Origin of the sequence: Microbacterium amylolyticum (assembly GCF_011046975.1) — a bacterium.
Lineage (GTDB): Bacteria > Actinomycetota > Actinomycetes > Actinomycetales > Microbacteriaceae > Microbacterium > Microbacterium amylolyticum.
Map to the genome: position 1 here is coordinate 668,042 of NZ_CP049253.1, position 13,831 is coordinate 681,872.

At 64.6% G+C, this 13,831-nt stretch carries 7 protein-coding genes; 2 read left to right on the plus strand and 5 right to left on the minus strand.

The window, feature by feature from the left end; all coding sequences use genetic code 11:
* Positions 1-35: 35 nt before the first annotated feature.
* Complete coding sequence (locus G6N81_RS03400) at positions 36-2,978, minus strand: UPF0182 family membrane protein (protein WP_165133084.1); 2,943 nt, start codon at positions 2,976-2,978, stop codon at positions 36-38.
* Positions 2,979-3,041: 63 nt separating this feature from the next.
* A complete protein-coding gene (locus G6N81_RS03405) occupies positions 3,042-4,169 on the minus strand; it encodes a YlbL family protein (protein WP_241245049.1) in 1,128 nt (375 codons plus the stop codon).
* Between the two features lie 210 nt (positions 4,170-4,379).
* On the opposite strand from G6N81_RS03405, the gene G6N81_RS03410 reads away from it, so the two are divergent.
* Positions 4,380-5,717 (plus strand): zinc-dependent metalloprotease, encoded by a 1,338-nt coding sequence (locus tag G6N81_RS03410; RefSeq protein WP_165137682.1) that lies wholly within the window; start codon positions 4,380-4,382, stop codon positions 5,715-5,717.
* An 804-nt stretch (positions 5,718-6,521) separates the two neighbouring features.
* Here the strand turns inward: G6N81_RS03410 and G6N81_RS03415 are convergent.
* Entirely contained in the window at positions 6,522-8,240 is a 1,719-nt protein-coding gene (locus tag G6N81_RS03415) for an ATP-dependent helicase (protein WP_165133090.1), read from the minus strand.
* On the minus strand, positions 8,237-9,139 hold the full coding sequence (nudC, locus tag G6N81_RS03420; RefSeq protein ID WP_165133093.1) for an NAD(+) diphosphatase: 903 nt from the start codon (positions 9,137-9,139) through the stop codon (positions 8,237-8,239). Before nudC ends, G6N81_RS03415 begins: the two co-directional genes overlap by 4 nt.
* A gap of 64 nt (positions 9,140-9,203) precedes the next feature.
* On the opposite strand from nudC, the gene G6N81_RS03425 reads away from it, so the two are divergent.
* Positions 9,204-10,370 (plus strand): phosphotransferase, encoded by a 1,167-nt coding sequence (locus G6N81_RS03425; RefSeq protein ID WP_165133096.1) that lies wholly within the window; start codon positions 9,204-9,206, stop codon positions 10,368-10,370.
* Positions 10,371-10,394: 24 nt separating this feature from the next.
* On the opposite strand, the gene G6N81_RS03430 is transcribed toward G6N81_RS03425, so the two are convergent.
* Positions 10,395-13,802: an ATP-dependent DNA helicase gene (locus tag G6N81_RS03430; protein WP_165133099.1), complete on the minus strand. Its 3,408-nt coding sequence runs from the start codon at positions 13,800-13,802 to the stop codon at positions 10,395-10,397.
* Positions 13,803-13,831 lie beyond the last annotated feature (29 nt).

Here is a 13,831-nt window from a genome sequence, read left to right on the forward strand (position 1 = left end):
TTCTCGGGCCGTTCGTCCGTGTCAGATCTGGTGCATCAATCTTCGAGCGCCAGCAGCGCCTCGACGATGTCCATCAGGCGTGCGTCAGCCTGAGCGTAGGCCACCATGTCGCCCTCGCTAAGAGCGTTCGCCTTGTTGTCCATCTCCGTCTGCGCCTGGGCAAGGAGGTCAGCAACCGAACCTGCGTCGGGAGCCGGCGCCGGCGCTGTTGTGTCGTCGGAGTCACCCGTGTCGACCGAACCAGCATCCGGATCGGTTCCGGGCTGGCCGCCGTCAGCGATGATGTCCTCGATGGCGACGGGGTCGATGTCGTCATCACCCGTCTCCGCGCCGGAATCACCGTCGAACAGCGCGTCGAGCGCATCCGCCAGTGTGTCTTCGAAGGCCAGCTGGTCACCGAAGGACACCAGCACCTTTCGCAGGAGCGGGTAGGACGTTCCGCTGGACGACTGAACGTAAACGGGCTGCATGTAGAGCAGACCGCCGCCGACAGGAAGCGTCAGCAGGTTGCCCATGCTCACCTCCGAGTCTCCGATGCGGAGAACGTTGAGGTCCTGCGCAATCGCCGAGTCAGAGTTGAAGGCGTTCTGAACCTGCCCGGGCGCCGGGACCGTGCTTGCCGAAGAAATCTGCAACATTCGCAGCGTTCCGTAGCCCTCGCGCACCTCACCGGACTCGTTACCGGCATCCGAATCAACCCCCAGGTAACCCATCAGCACCTGGCGCTCGCCACCCTCAGGAATGAAGGTCGAGAACATTGAGAACGTCGGCTCGTCCTGGCCGGGCATCTGCATCGTCAGGTAGTACGGCGGCTGCAGCATCGTCTGATTGGACGGGTCTGCCGGCGTCTCCCACGCGTTGTCACGCTGATAGAACGCATTGGCCGAGTCGACGTGGTAGACGCCGAGCATGGCGCGCTGCACCTTGAACAGGTCCGTGGGGTAACGGACGTGGCTCATCAGATCGCCGGACATCTCGGAGATCGGTTCGATCGTCGTGGGGAACACGTTCTGCCACGTCTGCAGAACGGGGTCTTCTTCATCCCAGGCGTACAGCGTGACGCTGCCGTCATAGGCGTCGACCGTTGCCTTCACCGAGTTGCGGATGTAGTTGACGTCGTCAATCAGCAGGTTGGGCTGCGGGTTGGCCGAATCGCTGATCGCCTCGGACAGGCTGACCTGAGAGGAGTACGGATAGGTTGCGCTCGTCGTGTATCCATCGACGATCCATACAACGCGACCGTCGACGACGCTCGGGTACGGGTTGTTGTCGAGGGTGAGGTACGGAGCGACCTTCTGGACACGCTCACGCGGGTTGCGATCGTAAAGAACCTGCGACTCGCTATTGATCTGGTCGGAGAAGATGATCTGCTCCGACTGGAACTTCAGCGCATACAGAAGGCGGTGGAAGTACGAGCCGATGCTCGGCCCGCCGTCGCCATCGAACGTTGTGAGCACCTGGTTCTGCTCGCCCGATCCCGTGGCGTACGCCAGCTCAACATCGTCGCCGCCCTCGGGGCCACCGACGATCGAGTACGGGGGCGAGTTCTCGCCGAAGTAAATGCGCGGCTCGTACTCACGGTCGGTGAGGAAGCCCTGCGAGGGAATGTCACCCTCGATGAAGACGGGCTCACCCTCGTTCGTGCGCTCGTTACCCTTAGCGGCAACTAGGCCGTAGCCGTGGGTGTAGGTCATGGTCGTGTTGACCCAGGACTGCGCGCTGGCGCCGAGCTCGTTGAGGTTCAGCTCACGCACGGCGACGACCGTGTCCTGAATTTCACCGTCGATCTCGTAACGGTCGACGTTAAGCGTCTCGCTAAAGCCGTAGTACGGGCGGTACTGCTGCAGCTGACGCACCGTCGGGCTGATAATCGCCGGGTCCATCAGGCGAAGCGAGGCCGTTGTGGCTGCGTCATCGCGCAGCTGCCCAGCTTCCGCCTCGGTCTCAGCCGTGTACTCGATCGTTTCGATCTGGTCGAGCGCGTAGGCCGCACGCGTCGCATCAACGTTGTGCTGGAAGTACGACAGCTGCAGGGCGCGCTCGTTCGGCGTGACCTGGAACGTCTGGATACCCCACGGCAGCGCCATCGTGACAACGAGCGAGGTAGCGATCAGCAGACCAGTTGCGACAAGGGGGTAACGCCAGCGACCGACGAAGGCGGTAACGAGGAAGAGGATCGCGACGAGGGCGGCAACAACCGCGAGAATCGTCTGACCGGGAATCAGGGCGTTGTCCACGACGTAGTCGGGACCGGTGATGCGTCCGGTGGGCGCCACGAGCGACGCGAAACGGTCAAGCCAGATGCTCACGCCCCGCAGCAGCAGGTACACGCCGGCGAGAATCGCGATCTGGATGCGGGCGGGCTTGGAGATGCTGAGCTCTCCCTGGCCGACGCGCAACGAGCCGTAGAGATAGCTGACAAGGCCCGTAACGAGGAGCGACAGGATGACAACGGCGGAAGCGAAGCCGACGATGCCCTGCCAGAACGGCAGCTCGAACATGTAGAACGAGGTGTCGAGGCCGAACTGCGGGTCCGTCTGACCGGAGTTCACCGCGTTCATCCAGAGCCACGTCGTCTGCCACTGCGCGGACGCCGCAAAGCCCGCAAAGAAACCGAACAGCACGGGAACGGCCCACATGCCGAGGCGGCGAAGAGGCTCGACGACTTCTTGGTAGCGATCAAGCTGCGAGCTCAGTCGCGCGTAGACGGGCCGCAGACGGTATGCGAGGAAGATGGCGAGCCACACAGGCACGGCCATTCCCACGAATCCGATCGCGAACATCACGCCCCTTGCGACCCACTGTGTTGTCAGCACGGAGGCAAAGCCCAGCTGATCGAACCAGAGGAAGTCGGTATAGAGGCTCGCCAGCCCGAAGAACGCCACAAGCAATGCGGCGATAACGACGACCGTCACAACGACGACGCGTCTAATGGGGGATGGCGATGTGGCCGGTTTCTGCGTTGAGTTCGTGGTCACCCGATAATCCTATGTGCGGAGTCTATGGATGGGCTCCGCTCGTCATCGGAACGTGACGAGAAATCAGCAGGTTCGCAGATCTTCTGTCTCGCCAGCAGCAACCGCCCGCACGGCCGTGAGAGCATCATCGAGGGTCTCAACGCTGGCGACCTCGAGGCCGGGCGGAATATGGCCCATAACTTCGGAGCAGTTCGCCGCGGGTGCCAGGAAAACCTCCGCTCCGGCGTCACGCGCTCCGTAGAGTTTCTGCCGGATCCCGCCGATAGGACCAATTGTTCCTGCTGCGTCGATCGTTCCCGTACCGGCGATCGTGTGCCCACCCGTCAGATCTTCTTCTGTGAGGACATCGATGATGCCGAGCGCGAACATCATGCCCGCGGACGGACCACCGACGTTATCGAGCTGAATCGTGACGTCGATCGGGAGATCGTAGGTCGTAGAGATGCTCACGCCGATCACCCACGATGGCACGCCATCGATCGTCGATTGGGTCGGCGTTACCGTCTCGGTGCGCTGTTCACCGTCCCGTTCGATCGTCAGCTCGACGGGGTCACCATCACCAGAGTTGATGATCTCTCGCAGCTCCGTGACGTCGGCGAGGCTCTGTCCGCCGGCCGTGAGAATCCGGTCGCCCTCGTTGATCAGCCCGGCAGCCGGTGATTCATCGGCCAACGAGATCACCCGAATATCGGTGCCAACGTCGTAGCCCAGTTCGATCAACGCGGCGGCGGCGGCCTGGCCCTGAGAGTCGATCATCATCGCCGCGTTTTGCTCTTCGCGCTGTTCGGTCGTGACCCCGGAGGGGAAGACCGCCTCGATCGGGACGATCGCGCGGGATCGGTCGAACCAGGCGATCGCCAGTTCGATCCAGGAAATCGAATTTTCCCTGTTCCCCACCACCTGCACTGTTGTCAGGTCGAGGACACCCGTTGTTTCGTATGTCTCGGCGCCGTCCACCTCGATCAGCGGCAGCGTTTCGACATCGCCGTCCGCGGTCCTCTCCCCCGTTGGCACCTCGCCAATGGTGTTGTAGACGGGCCCCGGCCGCTGCAGGACGTAGCCCGTTGGCAGGTACGTCATGACGACGAGCATCGCAAGAGCGACCATCAGGGACACGGCACCGACGACAAGGCGGCGCGGCAACGGCCTCCGGGCGGGTCCCCGCTCAGCTGTCTGCTCGAAAAGCGTCACAATTCTCCTTCTCGCGCCGGCGCGTTCGCGGCGGGCGTACGACGTCTCTCGGCATCGCGCAGCCGCCGAGTGGCGCATCCGATTAGCGTAGGACCTGAGCGCGTGGACCACCTGAATGGCGCCCGGGGAACGGGCAGGTCGCGTGCACAAGCGTCCTGAAAGGCGGCAGACGTGACCGACGACAACAACCCGGAAGACGACTTCCAGGAGATGCTCCGCCGGATGCTCGGCGGCGAGGGCGGCCCCGGGATGGGCGGAATCGACTTCGAGCAGCTGAAGAACATGGGGATCCACGTTGATCCCGCGCAGCTCCAGCAGATGATGGGGGCGTTGCAGGGTGCGTTTAACGCACCGGGCGACGGAACAATTTCGTGGGATGCCACCCGTACGGGCGCCCTCCACATCGCCAACCGCGACGACCGCGGTGTGACCGCCGGCCAACACACCGAACTGGATCAGGCATTTCACCTGGCCGATCTCTGGCTCAGCGAGGTCACAACACTTCCCCCGCTTCCCCAGCCCGCGCGCGTGCTCACGCGTGGCCAATGGGTGGAGGAAACGCTTCCCGTGTGGCAGGAGCTGGCGGAGCCGGTTGCCACGAGCATCGCCGATGCTCTCACCGAGGCCATGCGCGAGCAGGCGCCGGAAGACATGCAGGACTTCGTGCAGAGTGCCGGAAAGATGCTGCGTCAGGTGGGGGGTTCCCTCTTCGCCGCCCAGCTCGGACAGGTGATCGGCAAGCTCTCCCTCGAGACCGTTTCGGGCGGCGATGTCGGTATTCCCGTCATGCCAGCCGGCACCGCGGCGATTCTCCCGCAGAACTTCGCCGACCTCGGCCACGGCCTGGAAATCCCCGAGGATCAGCTGGCGCTGTTCTTCGCGGCACGCGAGCTGGCCCATGCCCGCCTGTTCCGCCATGCCAAGTGGCTCCGCCTGCACGTCATGAGTCAGGTAACGGACTATGCGCGTGGCATCTCGGTTGATACTGCGGCGCTCGAAGACCTGGCATCGCGCTTCGATCCGTCGGAGCCCGCCGAGTTGCAGAACGCCCTGAGCAGTGGTGCCCTGTTGCCTCAGCAATCAGAGGCCCAGGAGCAGGCACTCGCGCGGCTGGAGAACATGCTGGCGCTGATCGAAGGCTGGGTCGACGTCGTCACGGCCGAGGCAACGGCGCGCGTTCCTTCGCTCGACAGGATCGCAGAGGCGACTCGGCGACGCCGCGCGACGGGAGGACCTGCTGAGGACGCCCTCGCCGCCCTCGTCGGCTTGAAGCTCCGCCCGCGGCGACTGCGCGAGGCCGCCGCAATGTGGCGCGCCATCAGTGACGCTGTCGGAACCGAAGCGCGAGACGCGCTCTGGGATTACCCCGACCTCGCACCAACAGCCGAGGACATCGACGATCCGGCCGGTCTGATCGCGCGTCTCGAAGCAGCCGCTCGCGGCGAGGAAGCTCCACGTGACGAAATGGACGAGGCGCTTGATCAGCTGCTCGCCGAGGCCGACGGTCCGGACGACGCAGGCCAGGACGAAGGGCCACGCCCCGTCTGATCCACGAGCGCTCAAACGGGTGTCCACAGGGTGTTTTCTTCGATCGCCCTGTGGACAACTCATTTTTCCCGCCCGATCGCGGGCACAATCGTGCCATGGCGACGATCGAACTCGATCCCGAGTATCCGCTCTTCTGGCGCGACGAGACGGTCGCGCAGCTGGGCACATCGCCGTGTCACATCGTCCTCGATGACCCACGAACGTGGCAGCTCGAACTGCTGAGCATCCTGAAAGTCGGAATCCCTCGCGGGAACATCGCCAGCGCGGCGGAAGCCTTCGGCGCAACAGCACGCGAGACGAGCGACTTTCTCGCACACATCGCTCCCGCTCTGCGGGAAAGACGCACACCGCGCGCCGTTTCGCTTCTCGCAACAAACGGTGTTCCCCACGACGTGGTGCTGGGCGCGATCGACGGACTCGAATCGGCGGGCTTCGTCGTCTCTCGCGCGACGACCGAAGACGCCCTGGCGTCACGGGATCGCCTTGCCGTTGTGCTCAGTCCCGGGGTGGTGCCGCCCCACGTGGCCGCACGCCTTGTCGCCAACGATGTGCCGCACATTCCGATCGCGTTTATGACGCGGCGCGTCAGCGTGGGCCCACACATCGTGCCCGGATCGACGGCATGCCTGTCATGCATCTGGGAACACGAAAAACGGCGCGACGCCGCGTGGCCCGCCATCGCAGCGCAGCTGATCACCCACGCCACAGAACATCCTCCGGGACGGGCGATCGCCACTCATGCTTCCGCCCTCATTTCTCGCATCGCGGGCTCGCCGGAGCACGGTGTCTCGCGATCGGTCACGATCAGCGCCGACGGGAGGCGCCGGTGGCGATCGCACCGGCCGGAGGCAACGTGTCTGTGCCGATCTCCCGAAGGAAACGCGATGGGGATCGTGCGGATCGTCCCCCGCCTCGAGACCACGACACACGCAGCGATTGCGCAGCACGGGTGATTCCCACGTAGGCGAGGCGTCTCTCTTCGTCGATGCCCTCAAGCGTCGTTGCGTAAGAAATCGGCAGCAGCCCCTCAGAGACGCCGATCATGAAGACATGAGGCCATTCCAGGCCCTTCGCGGAATGGAGCGTTGCGAGGGTCACGGTGCGCAGCTCCGGTTCGTGCTGGTCCTGCGCCCTGGCGAGGAGGCTGTCCGCGAAGCCACGCATCGTGGCCCCTCCCGGCGCCTCTTCCGCGAGGCGGAGCAGGGCGCTCCGCGCCTCCCATGCCTCACGCAACGCTCCCCCGGCCTCGGGCGCATCGTCAGTGTGCCCCAGACCCCGCAGAATGTCGCGAACCGCGTCCGCGAACGACAGATCGGTGGGTGACACAGCCGCGGCGCGAATCGACATGATCGCCTGACGCACCTCGGGCATATCGAAAAAACGCTTACCTCCGAGGACCGTCGTCGGTATCCCCTCCGCGGAAAGCGCCCCCTGCAGGAGAGCGGACTGAGCGTGAGAACGATACAGAACGGCGATGTCACTCGCCGGCACAGGATCCCCACCGTCACCGTTCACAAGGCTGCGAATCTGGGCAGCGACACAACTGGCCTCGCTGCTCTCGTCCGCATGCTCCGAAACCGTTGGTCGCAGGGCAGGCGAGGACGACATAGCCGATTCGAGGCGGAGCGCGCCAGGCCTGTCACGCATGAGCGCATTCGCGACGTCCAGAACGGCCGGAACGGATCGGTAGTTTCGCTCCAGTCGAACGACCGTCGCATCGGAATAACGCGAGCCGAACTCAAGCAAATATCGAGCCTCAGCTCCGGCGAAGGAATAGATCGTCTGGCTCGCATCGCCAACGACGCAAATATCGCTGCGCTTGCCGAGCCACAGTTCGAGCAGCCGGTTCTGCAGCGCCGAGACGTCCTGGTACTCATCGACCGTGAAGTGACGGTACTGCTCCCGAATCGCAACGGCGACGCGCGGTTCGGACTCGATCATGCCCGCGCAGGCTAGAAGGACGTCTTCGAAATCGAGTTGACGCCTTTCGTCCTTCAGCGTCTCGTAGGCCGTCATGAGATCGACCAGCTGATCTGTGCTGACCCTCCCCACCGTCCGCCCCAGCGCGGCGTACTCGGGAATCGAACGCATCGTCACCTTGCGCCATTCGATCTGCGAGGCGATATCGCGCAGGGTGTTCTTGTCGGGCGAGAGCCGGACCGTATCCGCGGCGTGCGCGAGCAGACGCACCTTGTTGTCGACGATGGCCGGCGCCGTGTCGCCAGCGACGGTGGGCCAAAAGAAATTCAGCTGGGCGAGAGCGGCAGCGTGAAACGTCCGAGCGGGAACGCCGGGAACGCCAAGCTGGCGCAGCCGGCCGCGCAGCTCACCGGCGGCCTTCGCCGTAAAGGTGAGAGCGAGAACACGGCTCGGCGTGTACGCACCCGTTTCCACGCCATGAGCAATGCGGTGGGTGATGACACGCGTCTTTCCCGTTCCCGCGCCCGCGAGAACGGCCACAGGACCGCGGAGCGTTTCGGCAGCCTCCCGTTGGCGGCTGTCGAGCGCATCAAGAACGCTCACAGCTCCTCACCCGCGGCGTGCCACAGACGGATGATGCGATGCGAAATCGATCGTCCCCGCGGCAGAGAGAACTCTGCCTCTCCCCTGAGACCGCGCCCGATCTCTTCCCGCGTGAACCAGCGCGTGGCGATGATCTCCTCACCATCGGGAACAACGCTGGTCTCATCATCGGCCGTGGCGAGGAACCCCAGCATGAGCGACCGTGGAAACGGCCAGGCCTGTGACCCGAGGTAGCGGACGCTGTGCACCGAGACGCCACATTCCTCGAGGAGTTCGCGGGAAATCGCTTCTTCTGCCGACTCGCCAGCCTCGATAAATCCGGCGAAGCACGAGAACATGCGTCCGCCCCACGCCGCGTTGGCGCCCAGCAGCAAGCGTTCGCCGTCATGACTTTCAATGCCGACAATGACCGCCGGGTCTGTGCGCGGAAAGTGCTCTCGAGCGCAACGCTGACAGGTGCGCGCCCATCCCGCCTTCGTCAGGCGTGCTTCGCCGCCGCAGGCCGGACAAAAACCATGGCCAACGAGCCAGCGCGACAGGGCAAGGCCAACGGTGAAGAGCTCAAGGTCCTCCTGACCGAGCGCAGGACCGATCTCACGGAAGGTACGTACACCCAGGCTCGCAAGCCACTGTGGTTCGTCTGCATAAGGGTCGAGCGCGGCAATAAGAACCTCACCCTGCGAATGACGCCCGGCGTAGGCCCACGATGCGTCCCCCACAACAGCGGATGGTGGAACGAAAACCGGCTCGGGCCGGTCATCAGAAGAGAAGGGGGCCGCATCGACACGGATCACGAGGACGCGAGTGCTTTCCGTCGCGCGCAAGCGCGCAATGAGTTCCTCATCCTGGCGCCGCTCGGCGGCACGGTCGAACCCGCGGATCTGTTGCGAGACAGGCATTGACTCCCTCTCTCCGGGGCGTGGCGTGGAAAAACCGTGCCTCGCCCCACTTAGTCTGGGCGGCATGGCACGATCTCCCTTCACTCTAGCCGCGGCCGCCACGGCAGCCTTCTCGGGAGCAGAAATCGTCGGGGCCCGCCGGCTCACGGCGGAGGGAGCGGGCCGGTACGACGCCGCTATCGCGACGCTCTCTGACGGGCGCGATCTGGTTGTGCGGATTCCGACCGATGACGATGCGCTGGCAGATGCCGAAAGCGAGCTCATCGCCCTGCGTGCGCTCACACACGGTGTTCGGGATTTGCTCCCGTTTGACGCACCTGAGTTCCTGGGTTCTGCGCCGGTTCTCGACAGCCGCGTCATCGTCACTGATTACCTTCCGGGTTATCAGGTCGAGGCGGCACACGTCCCGCGCGGGCGCGGCATCGCCCACGAGCTCGGACGGGGCATTGCGCGTATTCACGCTCTTCCCCCGTCAATCGTGCGCTCAGCCGGGTTGCCAGAACGCTCCCCTTCCGACGCCAGAGCAGACCTGGAAAAGCTCTTGGATGTCATCGGCCGTTCCGGCCGTGTTCCCGTGCGGCTCATGGTGCGGTGGCGAGAAGCGGCAGAAGACGAGCGACTCTGGTCGTACGAGTCGACAGTTGTTCTCGGTGGCGTTCAGACCACGTCGTTCCTGTTTGATGACGATGACACCGGTGAACCTCGTCTGACAGGGCTCCTTGATTGGCATGGTCTGGCGATCGGCGATCCGGCGATCGACATGCACTGGACAGCCTCGGCTCCGGACGCGGCCGACGATGTCTTCACGGCCTACGCTGCTGCGTCCGTTCGGGCGCCCGATGGCGCGATGCGTGTTCGGGCACGCCTTCACGCTGAGCTCGAGTTTGCGAAGTGGCTCGTTCACGGTGTCGAAGCGCACCGCGCCGATATCGTCGACGATGCGGCAGACCTCCTCGAATCGCTGTCAGCAGGCCTTGCCGATGATCAACTCCTCTCAGATCTCCCCGATCGCGAGAGGGCTGATGTGAGCGAGGTGATCGCGTTGCTGGATCGAGTTCCGCGCGCGCACGGAAGTGACGACACTCCCCGGCGCGCCGACACATCGATGCATACGGATGCCTTTTCGCCAGAGGAACTGCGGCTGCACGCCGACGAGGACTGGGACGCCGCGCCACCACGGCGCGACACGGCCGAGGAATCCACTCAGCCGCTCTCGCCGCCCGCGGAGTAGCACAGAGCGATTCCGCGCCGCGGCCTATCGGGCGCGCGCCGCGTGCCACCGTTCGACCAGCTCGTCTTCCGTGACAACACGGTCGTCGCGGAGAACGAGGTTGTCGGGAACGTAGAACAGCGCGACGTCGATGTCCTCGAGAGGAACGCCGTGCTGACGGTGGTACGCAAGACGGTAGAGGGCGAGCTGCAGCATCCGGTCCTCTCTCTCGGTGTCGGTTTTCGGGGCTCTTCCCGTTTTCCAATCGACAATCTCGATGCGCCCGCCCCGATCGTCGCGCTCGAATACCGCGTCAAGTTTGCAAATGATGAGGTGCGGGGTCCCGCCATCAAGAGCGGGCATCGCGAAGTTCACCTCGGTCTCCACGGCTCGTGGGCTCAGCCCACCCCACTCGCTCGCTTCGAAAATCTCGCGGAGGCGTTGGAGGTCGGATTCGTCCTGCGCTGATGCCTCACCGCGGCGTTCATCAAGATCCTCGTCGATCTCCCACAGGGGATCGTCCGGTGTTGCCGCCTGGCCAACGAGACCGGAGCGCTGCTCCACCCACTGGTGGAACAGCGTGCCGAGTCGCGTCTGCCGAAAGGGCTTCTCGGGCATCGGCCGAAGGAGTTCAGCGGATGTTCCGGCGAAGTCGGTGACGTAGTCCTTGAACTTTGACGCCGGGATCCGTGTGGGGATCGTCGCCGGAATTTCTCGCTCACGCTCGGCGCGCTCTGCGAGCAGAAGAGCGAGTTGCCCGCTCGGCTCGGCTGGGGCGGCCGCACGAACAGCTTCCGCCGCCGCGCGCACGCGCGGACCGCGATCCCCCAGAGGATCGAGCGGCCACTCCACCGTTACCCCTGCGCCCTCGTAGGGGTTCGTTGCGTCGTCGGCTGGCTCTTCGATGAGGCCGAGGCCCAGCTCCTCCATGATCTCGATCAAAAAGTCGCTGGGCTTCTTCGGCTTCTTCTGACCGGCCCAGTGGGACCCTGTCAGCAAGAGTTCCCCGCGTGCCCGCGTAACGGCGACGTAGGCCAGACGGCGCTCCTCCGCAAGCTGGTGCTCCCTGTTGGCGGCGGCGAAGTCGGCGAACGCTGCCCTCAGCTGTTTGGTCTCAGCACGGAGCTGCTTTGCGTCAGCGATGCTGGCGGGCGCCACCCATTCAAAGACGGGAAGCGCTCGAACGTCTCCGCGGAAGGGGTATGGCAGTTTCCCGAGCCCGAAGCCACCGAGTCTGCCGCGGGAGGGGCCGGGCAGTTCACCGTCGAGAAGCCGAACGACCGCGACGGAATCCCATTCGAGCCCCTTTGACCCGTGCATCGTGAGCAGTTGAACGACACCGGGCTCGGGCGGCTCGGAGCGCGGCATCATATCGTCAGAGCGCTCAGCGTAGTCAAGCCACGCCAGAACGCTGCCGATCGTGCCACGCTCATCTACCTGAAGGAACCCACGCACCTCATCGGTGAAAGCACGCAGCTGCGCCGTGGCCGTGCGCTGGGGACCGCGCGTTTCGTTCGCGGAAAGCTCGATATCAAGCCGCAGCTCGGTCTCGATGAGGCGAATGAGATCGGGCACAGGCTGTCCGGCAGCACGCCGCAAACGATCGAACGTCGCCCCCGCTTCCCGCAGACGCTCCCGTCCCTGTTCCGTGAAACGCTCGAGCAATCGGTAGTCGTCTCGCGCCGTTCGAAGAAACTCGAGGGCGTCGATAATCGACGCCTTTTCGTCGGCACCGGCCGATTGGCGCACGCGATCTCGGACCTCGTCCGGCAGCGGCACAAGAGCGCCGTCGCGCTGAGACAGGTCGATCGCGAGGTCGTAGAGCGCCGCCATATCGGCGACACCGATCGAGAACCGCGGCCCGACGAGCAACCGGATGAGAGCCGAGCCCTGGGACGGGTCATGGAGAACGCGCATGGCACTGACAACATCGAGAACCTCGGCCGCGGAAAGCAGGCCGCCGAGGCCGAGGATGCGGTTCGGAATACCTCGGCGCGTGAGAGCGTCGGAGAACACCCGCATATGTTTCTTGGAACGAAACAGAAGCGCTCCCGTGTGTGGTTCAGCTCCCTCGTGCCTCCCCCGGCATGATTCCATCCAGGCCGCGACGGTCTCCGCCTCCTCGTCGAGAGTGTCGGGGAACCGCACCTCGACGTGCCCCTCGCCCGCGATCGGTGATGGCTCAAGCGGCTTCACATCGAAGCCTCGGGACGTGCGGAACGGAGCAAGAAGCGCGTTCGCTGCGCGAAGGACAACCCGGTGATTGCGCCAGCTGGTCATGAGGTCGAAGCGGGCCGCGGGAACGCCGCCCGCGAAATCGGCAGCGAACGCATGCAGGTTATCGGCGCTTGCCCCTCGCCATCCGTAGATCGACTGGTTCGGATCGCCGACTGCCATCACGGCCGTTCCGCGGAACAACGCGGACAGAAGGCGCGTCTGCAAAACCGAGGTGTCCTGATATTCATCGAGCAGAACAACGCGGAATTCAGCGCGCACCTGATGCGCAACATCGGGCGCACGCTCGATGACGTCGAGCGCCCCGGACACCTGATCGGCGAAATCGAGCACTCCGCGACGCTGCTTCTCTTCGGCGTAGGCATCGACGAGGTCGAGCAACAGCGGCAACGTCGACAGGGCCTCGTACGCGGCCTCCCAGTCACGCGTCGACGCCACGTCGGGGTCAACGAAATCGGCGAATTCGCCTGCCTGTCGAAGCGCATACCGGCGCACCTCGTCGGGGTCCGCCCGATGGTCGAGGATGTCCCCGGCGAGCGACTGCACGTGCTCAACCAAACCGCCCAACGACTGGTCGACATCTTCCAGGCCGTCGATATCGGCGCGCAGCAGCACCTGGCGCGCGAGAACCCATGACGCCGAAGACGAGAGCATCGTCGCATCAGGATCACGCCCAATGCGCGCGGCGTTTTCCCGCACGAGAGTATCGGCGAAGGCGTTATAGGTGGACACGCGCGGTCGGTTGAGAAGCTCTTCGGCGGAGGCGACCGTTCCCGGCACCCATCCCGTTGCGTAGTGGTCTGCGAGTTCGTCCAGAACGTCGCGCCGAACCGCCTGACGTTGTGCGCCGTCGCTGGCCGCGGCGATGCGAGCGAGAGCGCCGGAAGCCACAATGTGGTTCAGGTGCGGAAGAAGACCACGACGGCCGAACTCATCAATCTGCTCGAGGCGCTTACCGATACGCTCGGCAAGCTCGCCAGCCGCTTTGCGGGTGAAGGTCAATCCGAGAATCTCATCGCGACGGACGTGACCGTTTGCGACAAGCCACACCACCCGCGCCGACATTGTCTCGGTCTTCCCGCTGCCTGCGCCGGCGACGACAAGCGCGGGCGAGGGCGGTGCTTCGATAACCGACCGCTGCGCCGGAGTTGGCGTGTGCTGTCCGATTGCCGCAGCAATCGTCTCGGCCGATATGCCGTGACCGGTTCCCCAGCTCATTCGCTGCCTGCCTTCCGCTGTTCGTGACG